At 70.5% G+C, this 20,165-nt stretch carries 17 protein-coding genes and 1 pseudogene; 10 read left to right on the top strand and 8 right to left on the bottom strand.

The genetic code is table 11. The features are described 5' to 3' along the window. Nucleotides 1-182 precede the first annotated feature (182 nt). The 5 genes and pseudogenes from acs to ACFWGJ_RS19990 all read left to right on the top strand — a co-directional run bounded on the left by acs (nt 183) and on the right by ACFWGJ_RS19990 (nt 5,874). A pseudogene (gene acs / locus ACFWGJ_RS20010) lies at nt 183-2,173 on the top strand (acetate--CoA ligase). A 256-nt stretch (nt 2,174-2,429) separates the two neighbouring features. Continuing rightward, a complete protein-coding gene (gene nhaA / locus ACFWGJ_RS20005) occupies nt 2,430-3,866 on the top strand; it encodes a Na+/H+ antiporter NhaA (protein ID WP_387326147.1) in 1,437 nt (478 codons plus the stop codon). Nucleotides 3,867-4,020: 154 nt separating this feature from the next. Then, entirely contained in the window at nt 4,021-4,509 is a 489-nt protein-coding gene (locus ACFWGJ_RS20000) for a phage holin family protein (protein WP_107018150.1), read from the top strand. Continuing rightward, on the top strand, nt 4,506-5,471 hold the full coding sequence (locus ACFWGJ_RS19995) for an alpha/beta fold hydrolase (RefSeq protein ID WP_387326143.1): 966 nt from the start codon (nt 4,506-4,508) through the stop codon (nt 5,469-5,471). The genes ACFWGJ_RS20000 and ACFWGJ_RS19995 overlap by 4 nt, the downstream gene beginning before the upstream one ends. A 223-nt stretch (nt 5,472-5,694) precedes the next feature. Beyond that, complete coding sequence (locus ACFWGJ_RS19990) at nt 5,695-5,874, top strand: hypothetical protein (protein WP_381833733.1); 180 nt, start codon at nt 5,695-5,697, stop codon at nt 5,872-5,874. A gap of 87 nt (nt 5,875-5,961) precedes the next feature. On the opposite strand, the gene ACFWGJ_RS19985 is transcribed toward ACFWGJ_RS19990, so the two are convergent. The 3 genes from ACFWGJ_RS19985 to nth all read right to left on the bottom strand — a co-directional run bounded on the left by ACFWGJ_RS19985 (nt 5,962) and on the right by nth (nt 9,214). Continuing rightward, a complete protein-coding gene (locus tag ACFWGJ_RS19985) occupies nt 5,962-7,161 on the bottom strand; it encodes a MarP family serine protease (RefSeq protein ID WP_387326141.1) in 1,200 nt (399 codons plus the stop codon). Between the two features lie 120 nt (nt 7,162-7,281). Beyond that, the gene (locus ACFWGJ_RS19980) at nt 7,282-8,031 is read right to left on the bottom strand and encodes an NUDIX hydrolase (protein ID WP_387326138.1); all 750 of its coding nucleotides are present in this window, start codon (nt 8,029-8,031) and stop codon (nt 7,282-7,284) included. Between the two features lie 52 nt (nt 8,032-8,083). Next, nucleotides 8,084-9,214: an endonuclease III gene (gene nth / locus ACFWGJ_RS19975; RefSeq protein ID WP_387326162.1), complete on the bottom strand. Its 1,131-nt coding sequence runs from the start codon at nt 9,212-9,214 to the stop codon at nt 8,084-8,086. A gap of 682 nt (nt 9,215-9,896) precedes the next feature. Between nth and ACFWGJ_RS19970 the strand changes: the two genes are divergently transcribed. Beyond that, the gene (locus tag ACFWGJ_RS19970; protein ID WP_016642758.1) at nt 9,897-10,571 is read left to right on the top strand and encodes a Crp/Fnr family transcriptional regulator; all 675 of its coding nucleotides are present in this window, start codon (nt 9,897-9,899) and stop codon (nt 10,569-10,571) included. Between the two features lie 159 nt (nt 10,572-10,730). Beyond that, nucleotides 10,731-11,576, top strand: a complete 846-nt coding sequence (locus ACFWGJ_RS19965; protein ID WP_387326136.1) for a nucleotidyltransferase — start codon at nt 10,731-10,733, stop codon at nt 11,574-11,576. A 49-nt stretch (nt 11,577-11,625) separates the two neighbouring features. Here ACFWGJ_RS19965 and ACFWGJ_RS19960 read toward each other — a convergent pair whose 3' ends face one another. The 4 genes from ACFWGJ_RS19960 to ACFWGJ_RS19945 form a co-directional block, all read right to left on the bottom strand. After that, nucleotides 11,626-12,465 (bottom strand): MBL fold metallo-hydrolase, encoded by an 840-nt coding sequence (locus tag ACFWGJ_RS19960; protein WP_387326133.1) that lies wholly within the window; start codon nt 12,463-12,465, stop codon nt 11,626-11,628. Continuing rightward, nucleotides 12,462-13,406 (bottom strand): NUDIX hydrolase, encoded by a 945-nt coding sequence (locus ACFWGJ_RS19955; RefSeq protein WP_387326131.1) that lies wholly within the window; start codon nt 13,404-13,406, stop codon nt 12,462-12,464. Before ACFWGJ_RS19955 ends, ACFWGJ_RS19960 begins: the two co-directional genes overlap by 4 nt. A gap of 64 nt (nt 13,407-13,470) precedes the next feature. Beyond that, entirely contained in the window at nt 13,471-13,938 is a 468-nt protein-coding gene (locus ACFWGJ_RS19950) for a RidA family protein (RefSeq protein WP_387326128.1), read from the bottom strand. Then, the gene (locus tag ACFWGJ_RS19945) at nt 13,935-14,096 is read right to left on the bottom strand and encodes a DUF4177 domain-containing protein (RefSeq protein WP_107018142.1); all 162 of its coding nucleotides are present in this window, start codon (nt 14,094-14,096) and stop codon (nt 13,935-13,937) included. The genes ACFWGJ_RS19950 and ACFWGJ_RS19945 overlap by 4 nt, the downstream gene beginning before the upstream one ends. Nucleotides 14,097-14,271: 175 nt before the next feature. Here ACFWGJ_RS19945 and ACFWGJ_RS19940 point away from each other — a divergent pair, with 175 nt between their 5' ends. Together ACFWGJ_RS19940 and ACFWGJ_RS19935 are read left to right on the top strand one after the other, a co-directional pair. Further along, entirely contained in the window at nt 14,272-15,249 is a 978-nt protein-coding gene (locus ACFWGJ_RS19940; RefSeq protein ID WP_387326126.1) for an ArsA-related P-loop ATPase, read from the top strand. After that, a complete protein-coding gene (locus ACFWGJ_RS19935) occupies nt 15,246-16,742 on the top strand; it encodes an ArsA family ATPase (protein WP_387326124.1) in 1,497 nt (498 codons plus the stop codon). The genes ACFWGJ_RS19940 and ACFWGJ_RS19935 overlap by 4 nt, the downstream gene beginning before the upstream one ends. 299 nt (nt 16,743-17,041) lie before the next feature. On the opposite strand, the gene wblA is transcribed toward ACFWGJ_RS19935, so the two are convergent. Beyond that, on the bottom strand, nt 17,042-17,380 hold the full coding sequence (gene wblA / locus ACFWGJ_RS19930) for a transcriptional regulator WblA (protein ID WP_055515737.1): 339 nt from the start codon (nt 17,378-17,380) through the stop codon (nt 17,042-17,044). Nucleotides 17,381-17,788: 408 nt separating this feature from the next. On the opposite strand from wblA, the gene ACFWGJ_RS19925 reads away from it, so the two are divergent. Continuing rightward, entirely contained in the window at nt 17,789-20,092 is a 2,304-nt protein-coding gene (locus ACFWGJ_RS19925) for a transglycosylase domain-containing protein (protein WP_387326122.1), read from the top strand. The last annotated feature ends 73 nt before the right edge of the window (nt 20,093-20,165 follow it).

Genomic DNA, 20,165 nt, shown 5'->3' with positions numbered 1-20,165 from the left:
AACGTGTGGCCGCCCGTGTCCGCGGGCAGGCCACGCACACAGGATCCCGCGCACCCGATCCGGCACACAGGTCTAAACCAATTCTCGGTCGGCCCTTGTCACCAGGGGCCCGCGTCTGATGAGCTGTGGCCTGGGACACAACGGACACCCTGGGAAAGGGAGATGTCGTGAGCAACGAAAGCCTGGCCAACCTGCTGAGCGAGGAGGGGGAAGCATGAGCGAGCCGTCCTCCCTCTCCAACCTGCTCAAGGAAGAACGCAGGTTCGCGCCGCCCGCCGACCTGGCCGCCGACGCCAACGTCACCGCGGAGGCGTACGAGCAGGCCAAGGCTGACAGGCTCGGCTTCTGGGCCGAGCAGGCCCGTCGGCTGACCTGGGCCACCGAGCCGACCGAGACCCTGGACTGGTCGAACCCTCCGTTCGCGAAGTGGTTCCAGGACGGCAAGCTCAACGTCGCGTACAACTGCGTGGACCGCCATGTCGAGGCAGGACACGGCGACCGGGTCGCCATCCACTTCGAGGGCGAGCCCGGCGACAGCCGCGCCCTCACCTACGCCGAGCTGAAGGACGAGGTCTCCCGCGCGGCCAACGCCCTGATCGAGCTGGGGGTCGAGAAGGGCGACCGGGTCGCCGTCTATCTGCCGATGATCCCCGAGGCCGTCATCTCGATGCTGGCCTGCGCCCGCATCGGCGCCGCGCACTCGGTCGTCTTCGGCGGCTTCTCCGCCGACGCCATCGCCACCCGTATCCAGGACGCCGACGCCAAGCTGGTCATCACCTCGGACGGCGGCTACCGACGCGGCAAGCCCTCAGCGCTCAAGCCCGCCGTGGACGAGGCGGTCTCCCGGGTCGACGGCGTGGCCAAGGTCCTCGTCGTACGGCGTACGGGCCAGGACGTCGCGTGGACCGAGGGCCGCGACGTGTGGTGGCACGAGATCACGCAGAAGCAGTCCGCCGAGCACACACCCGAGGCGTTCGACGCCGAGCACCCGCTGTTCATCCTCTACACCTCGGGGACGACGGGTAAGCCCAAGGGCATCCTGCACACCTCCGGCGGCTACCTCACCCAGGCCGCGTACACGCACCACGCCGTCTTCGACCTCAAGCCGGAGACCGACGTCTACTGGTGCACCGCCGACATCGGCTGGGTCACCGGGCACTCGTACATCACGTACGGGCCGCTGGCGAACGGCGCGACGCAGGTGATGTACGAGGGCACGCCCGACACCCCGCACCAGGGGCGCTTCTGGGAGATCGTCCAGAAGTACGGCGTGACGATCCTCTACACCGCCCCGACGGCCATCCGGACGTTCATGAAGTGGGGCGACGACATCCCCGCGAAGTTCGACCTGTCGAGCCTGCGGGTCCTCGGCTCGGTCGGCGAGCCGATCAACCCCGAGGCATGGGTCTGGTACCGCAAGCACATCGGCAGCGACCGCACCCCCATCGTGGACACCTGGTGGCAGACCGAGACCGGCGCGATGATGATCTCGCCGCTGCCGGGCGTGACCGAGACCAAGCCGGGCTCCGCGCAGCGTGCGCTGCCGGGCATCTCGGCGACGGTCGTCGACGACGAGGCGCGGGAGGTCCCCGACGGCGGCGGCGGTTATCTCGTGCTGACCGAGCCGTGGCCGTCGATGCTGCGCACCATCTGGGGCGACGACCAGCGGTACATCGACACGTACTGGTCGCGTTTCGAGGGCAAGTACTTCGCGGGCGACGGTGCCAAGAAGGACGACGACGGCGACATCTGGCTGCTGGGCCGGGTGGACGACGTGATGCTCGTGTCCGGGCACAACATCTCGACCACCGAGGTCGAGTCGGCGCTCGTCTCGCACCCGTCGGTCGCCGAGGCGGCCGTCGTGGGCGCGGCCGACGAGACGACCGGCCAGGCGATCGTGGCCTTCGTGATCCTGCGCGGTTCCGCGTCGGAGACCGAGACCCTCGTGGGCGAGCTGCGCAACCACGTCGGCAAGGCCCTCGGCCCGATCGCCAAGCCGAAGCGGATCCTGCCGGTGGCGGAGCTGCCCAAGACCCGCTCCGGCAAGATCATGCGCCGTCTGCTGCGCGATGTCGCGGAGAACCGCCAGCTGGGTGACGTCACCACGCTGACCGACTCCACCGTCATGGACCTCATCCAGACGAAGCTCCCCGCGGCGTCCAGCGAGGACTGAGGCAGGCACCGTACGGACGAGGACCCACGGCCCCGTACGGACGAGGACCCAGGTCTCGTACGGACGTGGGCCTGGAAGGGGCACCCGGTGGCGGACCCGCCGGGTGCCCCTTCGCCATCGCGGGTAGGCTGCGAAACACGTAAATACGCGACAACACGACGTCCGGGGTCCGAATGAGCCCGGAGTTTTCCATAGGTGCGCCGGGAAGTCTGGTCGGCATGTGCTCCGCCCTGCCCACCGACCGGAGGTCGACCCCGTGCCCGCGCCCACCCCCACCCCCACGCCAGGCGATGACCGTCGGCCCGCCAAGAACCGCAAGGTCCTCGCACGGCTCTCACTGCCCGAGCGGACCTTCGTCGCGGACGCGCTGCGCACCGAGACGGTCGGCGGCGTCCTCCTGCTCATCGCCGCCGTCGCCGCGCTGGTCTGGGCGAACACCCCCCTGCGGGAGAATTACGAGTCCGTCCGGGACTTCCACGTCGGGCCCGCCGCACTCGGCCTGAACCTCTCCGTCGAGCACTGGGCCGCCGACGGACTCCTCGCGGTCTTCTTCTTCGTCGCCGGCATCGAGCTCAAGCGCGAACTGGTCGCGGGCGACCTCAAGGACCCACGGGCCGCCGCGCTCCCCGTCGTCGCCGCGCTCTGCGGCATGGCCGTGCCCGCGCTGGTCTACACCCTGGTCAATGTCACCGGCGGCGGCTCGCTCGCCGGCTGGGCCGTCCCCACCGCGACGGACATCGCCTTCGCGCTCGCCGTCCTCGCCGTCCTCGGGACGTCGCTGCCGAGCGCCCTGCGCGCCTTCCTGCTGACCCTCGCCGTCGTCGACGACCTCTTCGCGATCCTGATCATCGCGGTCTTCTTCACCGACGACCTGAACTTCGCCGCGCTCGGCGGCGCGGTCGCCGGCCTCGCCCTCTTCTGGCTGCTGCTGAGGAAGGGTGTACGCGGCTGGTACGTGTACGTGCCGCTCGCGCTGGTCGTCTGGGGCCTGATGTACAACAGCGGCATCCACGCCACCGTCGCCGGCGTCGCGATGGGCCTCATGCTGCGCTGCACCACCCGCGCCGACGAGGGCGAGGAGCACTCACCGGGCGAACACGTCGAACATCTCGTACGTCCCCTGTCGGCGGGCCTCGCCGTACCGCTGTTCGCGCTGTTCAGCGCCGGGGTCGCGGTGTCGGGCGGCGCGCTCGGCGAGGTGTTCAGCCGGCCGGAGACCCTCGGGGTCGTCCTCGGCCTCGTCGTCGGCAAGGCGGTCGGGATCTTCGGCGGCACATGGCTGACGGCCCGCTTCACCAGTGCGTCGCTCTCCGACGACCTCGCCTGGCCGGACGTCTTCGCGGTGGCCACTCTCGCGGGCATCGGCTTCACCGTGTCGCTGCTCATCGGCGAACTCGCCTTCACGGACGACCCGGCGCTCGGCGACGGCGTCAAGGCCGCCGTCCTGACGGGCTCCCTGATCGCGACCGTCCTGTCGGGCGTCCTGCTGAAGCTGCGCAACGCCAGGTACCGCGGACTGTGGGAGCACGAGGAGCGCGACGAGGACCTCTCGGGCGTCCCCGACGTGTACGAGCAGGACGATCCGGCCTACCACCTGCGCATGGCCGAGATCTACGAGCGCAAGGCCGCCGAACACCGGAGGCTTGCCGAAGTGACGGGCGGGGCAGGCGTGGAGCACGACGGTCCGGCATGATCTGACACACACGGTCCGAAACGTACGGCCCGGACCTGACGGTCCGAAACCACCGACCGGAACATCCGGACGGAACATCCGGACGGAACATCCGGACGGCCAGGACAACGGCGACACGACAACCAAGCCAACCCAAGAGAACAGGGAGAACGCGATGAGCGCACCCGACGGCAGCCCGGTCGGCGCCGAACGCAGCATCGGCCAGCTGGTCGCCTCGGCGACGACCGAGATGTCCGCGCTGGTGCACGACGAGATCGCACTGGCGAAGGCGCAGCTCAAGCGGGACGTCAAGCGCGGAGCGGTCGGCGGTGGCGCGTTCAGCGCGGCCGGCGCGGTACTGATCTTCTCCCTGCCGATGCTGAGCTTCGCCCTGGCGTACGGCATCCGCACCTGGAGCGGCTGGAACATGGCCGTCTGCTTCCTGCTGTCGTTCGCCGCGAACGTGCTGGTGGCCGCGGTCCTCGCACTGATCGGTGTGGTCTTCGCGAAGAAGGCCAAGAAGGGCAAGGGCCCGCAGAAGACGGCGGCCTCGGTCAAGGAATCGGCGGCCGTACTGCAGAACGTGAAGCCGCACCCCCGTGAGATGACCACGGTGTACCGGGTGGGTGACGGGGTCGAGGCTGTGACACGCTCGTCCTCATGACGGGCTCCTCCCTCCCTGCGGGGCAACCATCCTCGGCGCAACCCACCTCTGTCGTCCGGCTCGACGTGCCCGGCGCCAAAGAGGTGATCCACCGGGATGTCGCCGCGAACGGGGCGCGCTTCCACATCGCCGAGATGGGTGACGGGCCGCTGGTCCTGCTGCTGCACGGCTTCCCGCAGTTCTGGTGGGCCTGGCGGCATCAGATGGTGGCGCTCGCCGACGCGGGCTTCCGCGCGGTCGCCATGGACCTGCGGGGCGTCGGCGGCAGCGACCGCACCCCGCGCGGCTACGACCCAGCGAACCTCGCGCTCGACATCACCGGGGTCGTACGGTCCCTCGGTGAGCCCGACGCCGCGCTGGTCGGCCACGACCTCGGCGGCTATCTGGCGTGGACGGCGGCCGTGATGCGTCCCAAGCTGGTGCGCAGGCTCGTGGTCTCCTCCATGCCGCATCCCCGGCGCTGGCGTTCGGCGATGCTCTCGGACATGAAGCAGACCGCGGCCGGTTCGTACGTCTGGGGCTTTCAGCGGCCCTGGATCCCGGAGCGGCGGCTGATCGCGGACGAGGGCGCCCTGGTCGGCCGGCTCATCCGGGACTGGTCGGGGCCGCGGCTGCCGGAGGACGACGCCGTGGAGACGTACCGGCGGGCGATGCTCATCCCCTCCACCGCGCACTGCTCGGTCGAGCCCTACCGGTGGATGGTCCGGTCGATGGCCCGTCCCGACGGCATCCAGTTCAACCGGCGCATGAAGCGGCCGGTGCGGGTGCCGACGCTGCATCTGCACGGATCGCTCGATCCGGTGATGCGCACGCGCAGTGCGGCGGGGTCCGGGGAGTACGTCGAAGCGCCGTACCGCTGGCGGCTGTTCGACGGGCTCGGGCACTTCCCGCACGAGGAGGACCCGGTGGCGTTCTCCACCGAACTGGTGAACTGGCTGAAGGACCCCGAGCCGGACCGCTGAGCCGGCCACCGGAGGGCCGGTCGCGGAGCCGATCCAAGGGTCCGTCAGAGGCCTCGCCGCAGGTCACACGGCAGATCCGGGGGCCGGGCGTGGGGTCTGTCGCCCCGTGCGTCACACGGGTCCCAGGAACGTCTGTTCTACGAACGCCAATTGCCTCACGCATAGGCCAATTGGGGGGCGTGGGGGCGGTTATCGACCTTGGGGCGGGGGCAGACGTCGGTGTATGGGCTGGACGCACGACTACAGTGACGCAGCACGCAACCGCCGCTCGATCGGCGGACCGAGTTCCCATCGGAGGGGCGCCCCGCAGCTGCAGGGCACGGACCCCCGGCTGGGAATCCCGCACATTCTGAGGCGCCGGGCCCGGTGGGTCTCGGCGCGTCTGCGTCATCCCCGCGGCTGAACCGCGCGGGGATCTTCACCCGCACGGCCCTCGCGGACCAGGCGATCCGCACGGACCAGGTGATCCGCGCGTGCCGGGTGACGGGCCTCAGAGCGCGCAGCTGTCGCTGTCCACCTGCTGGTTGGCGCTGCGGCCCTTGACGATGTCCTCCTGGATCTCGTCCACGGTCAGCGCGTAACCCGTGTCGGGGTCGTCGAGGGACTTCGCGAACACCACTCCGTACACCTTGCCGTCCGGGGTGAGCAGGGGGCCGCCGGAGTTGCCCTGGCGCACGGTCGCGTAGAGCGAGTACACCTCGCGCTTCACCGTGCCCCGGTGGTAGATGTCGGGGCCGTTGGCCGTGATGGGGCCGCGCACCCGCGCCGCGTTGATCGTGTACGAGCCGTTCTCCGGGAAGCCCGCGACGATCGCGTCGTCCGAGCGGACCGCCGGCCGGGAGGAGAACTGCAGGACGGGCGCCTGCAGTTCGGGCACGTCGAGTACGGCGATGTCGCGCTCCCAGTCGTAGAGCACGACCTTCGCGGCGAGCCGCGTGCCCTCGCCGCCTATCTGGACGTAGGGCTCGTCCACGCCGCCCACCACGTGCGCGTTGGTCATCACGCGGCGCTGTCCGAAGACGAAGCCGGTGCCTTCGAGGACCTTGCCGCAGCTCTGCGCGGTGCCGGTGACCTTGACGATGGAGCGCTGGGCGCGGCCGGCGACCGGGCTTGTCGCGAGGGCCGGGTCGGGGGCCTCCACGGGGTCGATCTGCTCGTCCGAGAAGGGGCTGAAGACCTGCGGGAAGCCGTTGCGTGCGAGGACCGAGGAGAAGCCGTCGAACCAGGTGTCGGCCTGGGCGGGCAGGGCCCGCGCCACGCCGAGGAGCACCTTGGAGCCGCGGACCTCCTTGCCGAGCGTCGGCAGTGTCGTACCGGCGAGGGCCGAGCCGATCAGCCAGGCCACGAGGAGCATCGCCACGACGTTGACGAGGGCGCCGCCCGTGGCGTCCAGGGCGCGGGCCGGGGACCAGGTGATGTACCGGCGCAGCTTGTTGCCCAGGTGGGTGGTGAGGGCCTGGCCCACGGAGGCGCAGACGATCACCACGACCACGGCGACGACGGCGGCGGTCGTACCGACCTTCGCGTCGTCCGTCACCGCGCCCCACACGACGGGCAGGAGGTAGACGGCGACGAGGCCACCGCCCAGGAAACCGATCACCGACAGGATGCCGACGACGAACCCCTGGCGGTAGCCGACGATCGCGAACCACACGGCGGCGACCAGCAACAGGATGTCCAGCACGTTCACTGCTTCGAGCCTCGCCTCATCACTTTGCGGTAGCCACGTCCTGGCCGGGGGGCCGGCCCGCCGCGCGGCGGCAGGGGGACACGGAGCCTCCCGGGAAGACACAGCACAGGGGCCACCCTGTCATGCGCGCCAGTCGAGCGGGACCTGCTTCTCCTGGTCCCAGGGACGCTCCCAGTCGGCGTAGTGCAGCAGGCGGTCGATGATTCCGGCTGTGAAGCCCCACACCAGGGCCGATTCGACCAGGAATGCCGGACCTCGGTGGCCGCTGGGGTGGATGGCCGTCGCACGGTTGGCCGGGTCCGTGAGATCCGCCACGGGCACCGTGAAGACTCTCGCGGTCTCGTTCGGGTCGACCGCGTCGACCGGTGTCGGCTCGCGCCACCAGCCGAGGACGGGGGTGACGACGAAGCCGCTCACCGGGATGTAGAGCTTCGGGAGCACACCGAAGAGCTGGACGCCCCGGGGGTCGAGCCCGGTCTCCTCCTCGGCCTCGCGCAGGGCGGCCCGCAGCGGCCCGTCGGCCTGCGGGTCGCCGTCCTCGGGATCGAGGGCGCCACCGGGGAAGGACGGCTGTCCGGCGTGCGATCTGAGCGAGGTGGCGCGCTCCATGAGCAGCAGTTCGGGACCGCGCTCGCCCTCGCCGAACAGGATCAGGACGGCCGACTGGCGTCCCGCGCCGTCCTCCGGGGGCAGGAAGCGGCTCAACTGGCGGGGCTGGACCGTCTCGACGGCGCGCACCACCGGGTCCAGCCAGCCGGGCAGCCCGGCCGTGGTCACGGCCGGAGCGCCGTACCGCGTGCCGTGTGGGCCGTCCTGTGCGTCGTGATGTGCCTCGTGCTGTACGTCGTGCGTGTGGCTCGCGCGCGTCATCGCCACCCCCGTTCTGCTGCTCTCAACGCCCGCGAGGCCGCTGATCGTTCCGTCATCCGGTGCCCCGCGAGGGTGAACCGGGCGCGGACTCGGTGGCCGAGGCGGGCGCGGCCGGGGCGGCGGCGGGCGCGCCGAGCGGCGGGGCCGGGATGCCGCCCGCGTCCAGGTAGGACTGCGGAGGGTTGAGGCGCTGGCCCGGGAAGCCGCCCTTCTCGTACTTCAGGAGCTTCTTCGCCTTCTCCGGGTCCGTCTCCCCCTCCCCGTACGCCGGGCAGAGCGGGGCGATGGGGCAGGCGCCGCAGGCGGGCTTGCGGGCGTGGCAGATCCGGCGGCCGTGGAAGATCACGTGGTGCGACAGCATCGTCCAGTCGGTCTTCGGGAAGAGCTCGCCGACGGCCCGCTCGATCTTGTCGGGCTCCTTCTCGGCGGTCCACTCCCAGCGCCGTACGAGCCGCTGGAAGTGGGTGTCGACGGTGATGCCGGGCCGGCCGAAGGCGTTCCCGAGGACGACGAACGCGGTCTTGCGGCCGACGCCGGGCAGCTTGACGAGGTCTTCGAGACGGCCGGGCACCTCGCCGCCGAAGTCGTCCCGCAGGGCCTTGGAGAGGCCCATCACCGCCTTGGTCTTGGCCCGGAAGAACCCGGTGGGCCGCAGGATCTCCTCGACCTCCTCCGGGTTCGCCGCGGCCAGGTCCTCGGGCGTGGGGTACTTGGCGAAGAGCGCCGGTGTCGTCTGGTTCACCCGCAGGTCGGTCGTCTGCGCCGACAGGACGGTGGCGACGACCAGCTGGAAGGGGTTCTCGAAGTCCAGCTCCGGGTGGGCGTACGGGTACACCTCGGCCAGCTCACGGTCGATACGCCGCGCCCGCCGCACGAGAGCCGTGTGCGACTCGTTCTTGGGCGGCTTGGCGGGAGCGACCTGGTCGGGGGCCACGGCCTTCTTGACCGAAGCGGCCTTCTTGGCAGGTGCGGACTTCTTGGCGGACACAGCCTTCTTGCCGGCCACGGCCTTCTTGACCGGCACGCTCTTCTCGGCGGCAGCCACGGGCTTCTTGACGGCCACGGCTTTCTTGCCGGCCACAGCTTTCCCGCCCGACGCGGACTTTTCGGCAGGCGCGGCCTTCTTGGCAGCGGCGGATTCCCTGGCGGGTACGGACTTCTCGGCTGACACGGTTTTCCTCACACGGGCGGCCTTCTCGGCGGACGCCGTCTTCTCGGCGGGCACGGTTTTCGCGGCGGACGCCGCTCCCCCGGGGGGCGGCACTTCCTCGGCGGTCGCGGCCTTCACGGCGGTCGCCTTCACGGACGCGGTCCCCGCCGCTCTCTTCGCCGCGCTCACCGCGGACGCCCGGGTCCTGGCGGAAACCTTCTTGCCGGGTGACTTCACCGGCGCGCTCTTCCTCGCCGTCTCCTTGGCGGTCCTCTTCGCCGCGGCGGCCTTCTTGGCGACCGCGGCCTTCTTCGCTGCCGCGGCCATCTCCGAGGCAGCGACCCCCGCGGCCTTTCCTGCGGCCCCCGCAGCGGTCGTCGCCGGTCTCGACCCTGCCGCTTTTGTCGTTTTCTTCGCTCCACCGGAGCCCTGTTCGCCCACAGCGGAATCGCGACGTACACCCACGCGCCCAGCCCCCTTGGCCTGTGCTCTCACCGGCGATTTGGACACCCGGCCAGCCTAGAGCCCACCACTGACATCTGCCCCGGCCACCATCCATCAGCCCCCAATTGGCCCCCTGCCGCACTGTCGGACACGCCGGTGCGGCAGACTTGTGACTGATCACACTGTTTGGACCGTCCAGCAAAACGGGGAACACGGACCCCTGGTACACCGGGACCAAGATCCCCTGAGCAGGTCGACAAGGAGAGAACTCGTGGACGACGTTCTGCGGCGCGCCCCGCTCTTCGCGGCGCTCGATGACGAGCAGGCCGCGGAGCTCCGCGCCTCCATGAGTGAGGTGACCCTCGCACGCGGTGACGCGCTCTTTCACGAGGGCGACCCCGGAGACCGCCTCTACGTGGTCACCGAGGGCAAGGTGAAGCTCCACCGCACCTCACCCGACGGCCGCGAGAACATGCTGGCGGTCCTCGGCCCCGGCGAGCTCATCGGTGAGCTGTCGCTGTTCGACCCGGGCCCGCGGACGGCGACCGCCTCCGCGCTGACCGAGGTGAAGCTGCTGGGCCTCGGCCACGGCGACCTCCAGCCCTGGCTGAACGCGCGTCCCGAGGTGGCCGCCGCCCTGCTGCGCGCCGTCGCCCGGCGCCTGCGCAAGACCAACGACCAGATGTCCGACCTGGTCTTCTCCGACGTGCCGGGCCGGGTGGCCCGCGCGCTCCTGGACCTCTCGCGCCGCTTCGGCGTGCAGTCCGAGGAGGGCATCCACGTCGTGCACGACCTGACCCAGGAGGAGCTGGCCCAGCTGGTCGGCGCCTCCCGCGAGACGGTCAACAAGGCGCTCGCCGACTTCGCGGGCCGCGGCTGGCTCCGCCTGGAGGCCCGCGCGGTGATCCTGCTGGACGTGGAGCGCCTCGCGAAGCGTTCGCGCTAGCGTCGGCGCGGTCGCAGGTCTCGCGTAGGCGATACCTCACGACTTCTTACGGAAGGGCCCTGCCGTCCGGCAGGGCCCTTCCGTACGTCGCAGCGGCGCGCTCCGGCTTTCTGCCGGAAATGACATGCCCCCGCCGCCGCCTCCCGGCACAGTGGTGCCATGGCCGCGAAGCGAGGGCTCGACGCCCAGGGGTACATCGAACGCGAGGGTTCCCTCGGGCTCGTACCGGCGGCGTTCCGGCCCGTCGTCGCCTCCGCCCGTGACCGGGTGTCGGACGTCTTCGGAGGGCGGCTGCACAGCGCGTACCTCTACGGGTCGATTCCGCGCGGGACCGCGTGCGTGGGCCGTTCCGATCTCGACCTGCTGCTCGTCCTGCGCGAGGAGCCCACGGAGGCGGACCGGGCGGACGCGCGCACGCTCGACGAGGCCCTCGACAAGGAGTTCGCCCAGATCGACGGGGCAGGGACGCTGCTGGCCGGCCGGGCGCAGGTGCTGAGCGACCTGGAGCGGCACGACCTCGGGTGGTTCGTCGCGTGCCTCTGTACGCCGCTGCTGGGAGAGGACCTCGCCGAGGAACTGCCGCGCTACCGGCCCGACGCCCTCCTCGCCCGCGAGACGAACGGCGACCTCGCGCTGTTCCTGCCCCGCTGGCGCGAACGGATCGCCGGGGTCACCGGGGTCACCGGGGCGGGCGGCCCGCAGGAGGCGGCCCTGCGGCCCCTCGTGCGGTACATGTCCCGTCACCTCGTCCGGACGGGCTTCACGCTCGTCATGCCCCGCTGGAACGGCTGGACGAGCGATCTGGCGGAGATGGCCGAGGTGTTCGCCGCGTACTACCCGGAGCGGGACCACCCGCGGCGGGCCGCCCAGCTGCGGGAGGCCGCCGTCCTCGGCCACGAACCGGTCGGCGACCGTACCGTCCTGCGGTCGTACGTCGACGACCTCGGGCCGTGGCTCGCCGAGGAGTACGCGCGCGTGCACGGCGTCAAGGACCCGCGCCCCTGAACGCCCGACAACAGTTAACTCCCGTCGCGCCGTCACCCCGTCGCTTCCTTCACTCCCTGCCGATGAGTCCGTGCTCCTTGAGGTAGTCCAGCTGCGCCCGTACCGACAGCTCCGCCGCCGGCCACAGGGAGCGGTCCACGTCCGCGTAGACGTGCGCGACGACCTGGGACGGGTCCGCGTACCCGTCCTCGACGGCCGTCTCGACCTGGGCGAGGCGGTGGGCCCGGTGGGCCAGGTAGAACTCGACGACTCCCTGGGCGTCCTCCAGGACCGGCCCGTGGCCCGGCAGGACCGTGTGCACGCCGTCGTCGACCGCCAGGGACCTCAGCCGCCGCAGGGAGTCCAGGTAGTCGCCGAGCCGCCCGTCGGGGTGCGCCACGACCGTGGTGCCCCGGCCCAGGATCGTGTCGCCGGTCAGCACGGCCCGGTCGGCGGGCAGATGGAAGCAGAGCGAGTCGGCGGTGTGGCCGGGCGTCGGTACGACCCGCAGTTCCAGGCCGCCCGTCGTGATTACGTTCCCGGCGGTCAGGCCCTCGTCGCCGAGCCGCAGCGCCGGATCGAGCGCCCGTACCTTCGTGCCCGTCAGCTCGGCGAACCGCGCCGCGCCCTCGGCGTGGTCCGGATGCCCGTGGGTCAGCAGGGTCAGGGCGACCCGCTTGCCGGCCTTCTCGGCGGCGTCCACGACAGCCCGCAGGTGTACGTCGTCCAGGGGCCCCGGATCGATCACCACCGCCAGTTCGGAGTCCGGCTCGGCCACGATCCAGGTGTTCGTGCCGTCCAGGGTCATCGCGGACGCGTTCGGGGCGAGGACGTTGACGGCGCGCGCGGTGGCGGGGCCGGAGAGCACCCCGCCGCGCGGCTGGCCGGGAAGTGCTGCGGCGTCGGTCATGCGGAGGCTCCGCCCGTCGGGATGTGCTTGGTGAACTCGTCGTGGCCCGGCCAGCTGAGGACCAGCTCTCCGTCCACCAGCCTGGCCCGTGCCAGGACGGGTGTCATGTCCCGCCCGGGCGCCGTCGCGAGGGCCTCGGCGGCGGTCCCGTACGCGCCGAGCTGGCGCAGGGTCGCGATGGTGGGCGGCATCATCAGGAGCTCGCCCCTGTCGTAGCCGTCCATCGCCTCCGCGGGGCGGATCCAGACGGTGCGGTCGGCCTCCGTGGAGGCGTTGCGGGTGCGCTGGCCCTCCGGGAGGACGGCCACGAAGAAGAAGGTGTCGTAGCGGCGGGGCTCGAACTCGGGGGTGATCCAGCGCGTCCAGGCGCCCAGGAGGTCGGAGCGCAGCACGAGCCCCCTGCGGTCGAGGAACTCGGCGAAGGAGAGGTCGCGGGCGACCAGGGCCGCCCGGTCGCTCTCCCAGTCGTCCCCGGTGGTGTCGCCGACCACGGTGTCCGCGGCCGGGCCCGCGAGCAGGACGCCCGCCTCCTCGTACGTCTCGCGGACCGCCGCGCAGACGATCGCCTGGGCGGCGGCCTCGTCGACGCCGAGGCGGGACGCCCACCACGCGCGCGTGGGGCCCGCCCAGCGGACGTGGTGGTCGTCGTCCCTGGGGTCCACCCCGCCGCCCGGATACGCGTACGCGCCCCCGGCGAAGGCCATGGAGGCGCGTCGGCGCAGCATGTGCACGGCGGGACGGGAGCCGGTGTCCTCCGAGCCGGAACCGGAGCCGGTGTCCCCGGAACCGGAGCGGGTCTCCTCGGAACCGGGGCCCGGGCCGGTGTCCCTGAGCAGCATGACGGTGGCCGCCCGCCTGGGAACGACCGGTGTGAGCGTGCCCTCCGCGAGCGCGCGGATCCTCTCGGGCCACTCCGGGGGGTACCACTGCCCATTCGCCATGGGCGGAGGCTATCCCGGAGTGAGCTGATGTTCGAGAGACAACGATCGCTCCCTACGGAGAGGCTTACGCCTGCGTCAGCTCCACCTGGATCTCGACCTCCACGGGCGCGTCGAGCGGCAGCACCGCCACGCCGACCGCGCTGCGCGCGTGCACGCCCTTGTCGCCGAGGACCTCGCCCAGCAGCTCGCTCGCGCCGTTCAGGACGGCGGGCTGCCCGGTGAAGTCGGCCGCCGAGGCGACGAAGCCGACGACCTTCACCACGCGCGCGATCCGGTCGAGGTCGCCCGCGACCGACTTGACCGCCGCGAGGGCGTTCAGCGCGCAGGTGCGGGCCAGCTCCTTGGCCTCCTCCGGGGTGACCTCCGCGCCCACCTTGCCGGTGAGCGGAAGCTTGCCGTCCACCATCGGGAGCTGGCCGGCCGTGTACACGTACACACCCGACCGCACGGCGGGCTGGTACGCGGCAAGCGGCGGCACGACGTCCGGCAGGGTCAGTCCCAGTTCGGCCAGTCTCGCCTCGACAGCGCTCACGCGGCCCGCTCCCGCTTCAGGTAGGCGACGAGCTGCTCGGGGTTGTTCGGCCCGGGCACGACCTGGACGAGCTCCCAGCCGTCCTCGCCCCAGGTGTCCAGAATCTGCTTCGTGGCGTGGACGAGCAGAGGCACGGTTGCGTATTCCCACTTGGTCATGGGGGCGACTGTATCCGCTGGCGCGGCCCGCCCTTCCTGTACCTCCGTCCGCCGCCCGGCCGATGCGGGGCGGCGGACACGCCGATGACTGGGCGGGGCGCTCCCTGGGCACCCGTATGCGAAGCAGGGCCCCCACGGCCACCGCAGCATCCAGTGAGGAATTAGGCTCGAAGACGTGAGCAGGCTTCAGGTCGTCAGCGGCAAGGGCGGTACCGGAAAGACCACGGTCGCCGCAGCACTCGCGCTCGCCCTCGCGACCGAGGGCAAGCGTGCCCTTCTGGTCGAGGTCGAGGGCAGACAGGGCATCGCACAGCTCTTCGAGACGCAGGCGCTGCCCTACGAGGAGCGGAAGATCGCCGTCGCTCCCGGTGGCGGGGAGGTGTACGCACTCGCCATCGACCCCGAGCTGGCCCTTCTGGACTACCTCCAGATGTTCTACAAGCTCGGCGGCGCGGGCCGCGCCCTGAAGAAACTGGGCGCCATCGACTTCGCGACCACCATCGCGCCGGGCCTGCGGGACGTGCTCCTGACGGGCAAGGCCTGCGAGGCCGTGCGCCGCAAGGACAAGCGCGGGCGGTTCGCGTACGACTACGTGGTGATGGACGCGCCGCCCACCGGGCGCATCACCCGCTTCCTGAACGTGAACGACGAAGTGGCCGGGCTCGCCAAGATCGGCCCGATACACAATCAGGCGCAGGCCGTGATGCGGGTGCTCAAGTCGCCCGAGACCGCCGTGCACCTGGTGACGCTCCTGGAGGAGATGCCCGTCCAGGAGACCGCCGACGGCATCGCGGAGCTGCGTGCCGCGCGGCTGCCGGTGGGGCGGGCCATCGTGAACATGGTGCGGCCCGCGATCCTGGACGAGGCCGACCTGGAGCTGGCGCGCGAGACGCCGCGCACGGCCGTCGCCAAGTCGCTGTCGGCCGCCGGGCTCGGCGGCGCGCGGCGCGGCGGGGTCGCCGAGCGCCTGGTGGAGCCGCTGCTGAACCAGGCGGACGAGTACGCCGAGCGGTACGCGCTGGAGCGCGAGCAGCGCGCGGTGCTCCAGGGCCTGGAGCTGCCACTGCACGAACTCCCGCTGCTCGCCGAGGGAATGGACCTCGCGGGCCTGTACGAACTCGCCAAGGAACTGCGTCAGCAAGGGATCTCATGAGTCAGGACCCGGCCCGCGCAAACGATTCTGCCCGCGGACGCGGACGCGAGCCCGCTGCCGGGGCGTCCGGCCCCTCCCGTGCGATCGACACCGCGGCCTCGTCCTCGGCCGTCCTGGGCGTCGACGCGCTGATCGACGACCCCGGGACCCGCATCGTGGTCTGCTGCGGTTCGGGCGGCGTCGGCAAGACCACCACGGCGGCGGCGCTGGGGCTGCGGGCCGCCGAGCGGGGCCGCAAGGTGGTCGTCCTGACCATCGACCCGGCCCGCAGGCTCGCCCAGTCGATGGGGATCGACGCGCTCGACAACACCCCGCGCCGGGTGAAGGGCATCGACGACTCCGCGAGCGGCGAGCTGCACGCGATGATGCTCGACATGAAGCGCACCTTCGACGAGATCGTCGAGGCGCACGCGGACCGCGAGCGGGCCGCCACGATCCTGAACAACCCCTTCTACCAGTCGCTCTCCGCCGGCTTCGCGGGCACGCAGGAGTACATGGCGATGGAGAAGCTGGGGCAGCTGAGGGCGCGCGAGGAGTGGGACCTCATCGTCGTCGACACGCCGCCCTCGCGCTCGGCTCTCGACTTCCTGGACGCCCCGAAGCGGCTCGGGTCGTTCCTGGACGGCAAGCTGATCCGGCTGCTGACCGCGCCGGCGAAGCTGGGCGGCCGGGCCGGCATGAAGTTCCTGAACGTCGGGATGTCGATGATGACCGGCACCCTGGGCAAGCTGCTGGGCGGTCAGCTCCTCAAGGACGTGCAGACGTTCGTCGCCGCCATGGACACCACCTTCGGCGGTTTCCGTACGCGCGCGGACGCCACGTACAAGCTGCTCCAGGCGCCCGGTACGGCGTTCCTGGTCGTCGCGGCCCCGGAGCGGGACGCGCTGCGCGAGGCCGCGTACTTCGTGGAACGGCTGGCCGCGGAGGAGATGCCGCTCGCCGGTCTGGTGCTGAACCGGGTGCACGGCAGCGGTGCCACCCAGCTGTCCGCCGAGCGCGCGCTCGCCGCCGCGGAAAATCTTGCCGAGGCCCGCATTGTGGATCAGGTGGGCGGGAAAGCTGGACTTCGTAACTCTCCCGACACGTACGGCAGTTCAGAACCACTCGCTACCGAAACCGCCGTTCCCGAGGCTCCCTCCTCCGACGCAGGCTCCCCCGCCGCGGACCGGACCAGTGCCGACGGAGCCGGAACGGACGAGGACACCGGCAGGGCCGACCCCGGCACGGAAGACCACAGCACCGAGGACCGCGACGACCGCAGCACGGAAGGCCGCACAGTCGAACAACTCACCGCAGGCCTGCTGAGGCTGCACGCCGAACGTATGCAACTGCTCTCCCGCGAGCAGCGCACCCGTGATCGCTTCACCGCGCTCCATCCCGAGGTGGCGGTGGCCGAAGTGGCCGCGCTGCCCGGCGATGTGCACGACCTGGCGGGGCTGCGGCACATCGGGGACCGGCTCGCGGCCGACACGTCGCCGGCCGACGCTTCTTGACCCCGGGACCAGGCTTCTTCAGCCTGAAGCCAGGCTCCTTGAACCCGGGGAACGCCTGCCGGCACCCCGGGGAACGCTTGCTGGGCCCCTGAGCCCGAGGCCCGCTTCCTGAGCCTTTCGGGGTCACGGGGCGGCCCGGTGGGACCTACGCCGCCGTCGTCCAGGTCGCCGTAGGTCACGTATGTCACGTACGCCGTCGTACGGGGGTCACGTGGACGTCACTCGTACCTCCGAGGACGCCACTCGCACCTCTGCCGCATACGGAACCGCGGGGAGTCCGCCGTGTACGCGGAGCCCGGTCAGCCCACCGCTGCGTAGTTCTCGTACACCTCTTCCTCGTCGAGAGGCAGGATTCCCGCCCCCCGCTCGTACTCGGTACGCGCGGTTTCGAGCAGCCTGCGCCAAGAGGTGACGGTCGGTCGCCTGCGCAGCAGTGCGCGGCGCTCCCGCTCCGTCATCCCTCCCCACACGCCGAACTCGACGCGGTTGTCCAGCGCGTCGGCCAGGCACTCCGTGCGCACCGGGCATCCGGTGCACACTGCCTTCGCCCGGTTCTGCGCTGCTCCTTGAACGAACAGTTCATCCGGATCGGTAGTGCGGCAGGCCGCCTGCGCACTCCAGTCGGTTACCCAGCCCATACCGGCGCCGTCCTCTCCCGAATCGAGGCTCCCCCACGGCGGCAGCGGCATATTCACCGCCACCAGTTCAGGACGTTACGGAAGGTGGGCACAGTCAACCAGCCCCTTCGGGCCCAATCTTGAATGGCCCGAATGGACTATGGGTACGCGACAGATCACCCAACGGAGTGACCCGACGACATACGTGACTATCCCGGCAAACCGGGGCAGTTGAGTTGCGTCACAACGGACACCAGGTGACACACAAGGCGGATTCGGGCACGTCCTCAACAAAAAAGTCGAGTGTCGACCGAACCGATCGGGGGTCGCCGGACGTATTGATACGTGGTCCTACTGCTGTGACAGTTGAGAGCAGCTTAGGCCAATGCCTATACGCGTGTCCGGCGAATGAGAACGTAGGCTGCCCTCATGCCAAAGAAGAGCTCGGGCGGTGGTCTGTCTCCCACGCAGCAGGCCGCCAAGTTCCTCGGTGTCAGTGTGCTCGCGGGGGCCGTCATGGCCGGGATCGCCGTGCCGGCGTTCGGTGCGCTCGGACTCGCGGCCAAGGGTTCGGTCGAGGGGTTCGACGAGATCCCGGCCAACCTGAAGCGGCCACCGCTGAGCCAGCGCACCACGATCCTGGACAACCAGGGCGGCCAGATCGCCACGGTCTACTCGCGCGACCGCACGGTGGTCGACCTCAAGGACATCTCGCCGTACATGCAGAAGGCGATCGTCGCGATCGAGGACGCGCGGTTCTACGAGCACGGCGCGGTCGACCTCAAGGGCGTCCTGCGCGCGCTCAACAAGAACGCGCAGAGCGGCAACGTCTCGGAGGGCGCCTCGACGCTCACCCAGCAGTACGTGAAGAACGTCTTCGTGGAGGAGGCCGGCGACGACCCGACGAAGGTCGCGCAGGCCACCCAGCAGACCCTCGGCCGCAAGGTCCGCGAGCTGAAGTTCGCGATCCAGGTCGAGGAGGAACTGGGCAAGAAGAAGATCCTTGAGAACTATCTGAACATCACGTTCTTCGGTCAGCAGGCCTACGGCGTGGAGGCCGCGGCCCAGCGCTACTTCTCCAAGTCCGCCAAGGACCTGGAGGTGCAGGAGGCCGCGCTGCTGGCCGGCATCGTCCAGTCGCCGACCCGGTACGACCCGGTCAACGACGAGGCCGAGGCCACCAAGCGCCGCAATGTGGTGCTGCAGCGCATGGCCGAGGTGCACGACATCTCGCAGGCGGAGGCGACCGCCGCGAAGAAGAAGCCGCTCGGCCTGAAGGTCAGCAAGCCGAACAACGGCTGCATCACGGCCGTCAAGGACTCCAGCTTCTTCTGCGACTACGTGCGCAAGGTGCTCCTGACCGACCCGGTCTTCGGCAAGACCCAGAAGGCCCGGGCCAAGGTCTGGAACCAGGGCGGTCTGACGATCCGTACGACGCTCGACCCGCAGGCTCAGAAATCGGTCCAGACCTCGCTCAAGGACCACGTCAACAAGTCGGACAAGGTGGCGGCGGCGTCGACGCTGGTCGAGCCCGGCTCCGGCAAGATCCTGGCGATGGGCCAGTCGAAGCCGTACGGTCTCGACAAGAACGAGACCGTGATCAACTACTCGGTCGACCAGAAGATGGGCGGCTCGAACTTCGGCTTCCCGACCGGTTCGACGTTCAAGCCGTTCCTGGCCGCGGCGGCCCTGGAGGGCGGCAAGCCGGCCACGCAGTCCTATCCGGCGCCGTACGACATGCCGTATCCCGACAGCGTCCAGGCGTGCAACGGAAAGACCTGGCGCAACACCGAGAGCGCGAAGGTCGAGAACGAGGACGAGTCGGAGGTCGGCCCCTACGCGCTGAAGAAAGCCATGGCGCTGTCGGTCAACACCTACTTCGTTCAGATGCTCGAAGACATCGGGATGTGCCCGGTGGTGGAGATGACCGACAAGCTGGGCGTCGTGCAGGGCAACGGCACGAAGCTGCCCGAGCAGCCCGCGTCGATGACCCTCGGGTCCACCGGTATCTCGCCGCTGACCATGGCGAGCGCGTACGCCGCCTTCGCCAACCGGGGCGAGTACTGCACGCCGATCGCGATCGCGTCGATCAGCCAGAAGCTCGGCGGTGAGAAGAAGTCCCTGCCGGTGCCGAAGTCCTCGTGCTCACGCGCGATGTCGGAGACCACCGCGGACACCATCAACACGCTGCTGAGCGGTGTGGTCGACTCCGGTACGGGTCAGCAGGCCGGTCTCAACGACCGCGCCAACGCGGGCAAGACCGGTACGACGGACTACCGCAAGAACGCCTGGTTCGTCGGCTACACGCCGAACCTGTCCGGTGCGGTCTGGGTCGGCAGCGCCACCCAGAAGGTCAAGATGGTCAACATCACCATCGGCGGGGAGTGGCACGAGAAGGTCTTCGGCGGCGAGGTGCCGGGACCGATCTGGAAGGCCGCGATGACCGGTGCCCTGGCGGGCAAGGAGTCCCCCGGGTTCAACCTCGTCAACATCCCCGACCCCGAGAAGGACCGGGACAAGGACCGCGACCGGGGCCGCGACGACGACAACAACGGGGACAACGGGAACGGCAACGGGGGGAACCGGGGAAATGACAACGGGGGTGGCACCGACGGTGGCCAGCCCCAGATCCCCACGCCGACCTTCTCCATCCCCGACGAGTGGACGATCGGCGGGAACGACGGCAACAACGGCGGCGGGAACGGCAATGGCGGCGGGGGCAACTGGCCGTAGCCCGGCCTGACGTCCGACCGGCGGCTCGTACGACTGACTGCTCGTACGCCGATGGGGGCGCTCCTTGTTGTGG

This window comes from Streptomyces sp. NPDC060205 (genome assembly GCF_042728395.1).
Classification (GTDB): Bacteria; Actinomycetota; Actinomycetes; order Streptomycetales; family Streptomycetaceae; genus Streptomyces.
This window is presented reverse-complemented; position numbering and strand designations above follow the sequence as displayed.

Excerpts from the sequence above, each read along its gene's own strand:
- ACFWGJ_RS19935 (WP_387326124.1), top strand. The coding sequence starts at position 15,246 with ATGAGTCAGGACCCGGCCCGCGCAAACGATTCTGCCCGCGGACGCGGA.
- ACFWGJ_RS19995 (WP_387326143.1), top strand. The coding sequence starts at position 4,506 with ATGACGGGCTCCTCCCTCCCTGCGGGGCAACCATCCTCGGCGCAACCC.
- ACFWGJ_RS19945 (WP_107018142.1), bottom strand. The coding sequence starts at position 14,096 with ATGACCAAGTGGGAATACGCAACCGTGCCTCTGCTCGTCCACGCCACG.
- ACFWGJ_RS20000 (WP_107018150.1), top strand. The coding sequence starts at position 4,021 with ATGAGCGCACCCGACGGCAGCCCGGTCGGCGCCGAACGCAGCATCGGC.
- ACFWGJ_RS19960 (WP_387326133.1), bottom strand. The coding sequence starts at position 12,465 with ATGACCGACGCCGCAGCACTTCCCGGCCAGCCGCGCGGCGGGGTGCTC.
- ACFWGJ_RS19925 (WP_387326122.1), top strand. The coding sequence starts at position 17,789 with ATGCCAAAGAAGAGCTCGGGCGGTGGTCTGTCTCCCACGCAGCAGGCC.
- ACFWGJ_RS19980 (WP_387326138.1), bottom strand. The coding sequence starts at position 8,031 with ATGACGCGCGCGAGCCACACGCACGACGTACAGCACGAGGCACATCAC.
- ACFWGJ_RS19990 (WP_381833733.1), top strand. The coding sequence starts at position 5,695 with ATGGGCTGGACGCACGACTACAGTGACGCAGCACGCAACCGCCGCTCG.
- ACFWGJ_RS19955 (WP_387326131.1), bottom strand. The coding sequence starts at position 13,406 with ATGGCGAATGGGCAGTGGTACCCCCCGGAGTGGCCCGAGAGGATCCGC.
- wblA (WP_055515737.1), bottom strand. The coding sequence starts at position 17,380 with ATGGGCTGGGTAACCGACTGGAGTGCGCAGGCGGCCTGCCGCACTACC.
- ACFWGJ_RS19965 (WP_387326136.1), top strand. The coding sequence starts at position 10,731 with ATGGCCGCGAAGCGAGGGCTCGACGCCCAGGGGTACATCGAACGCGAG.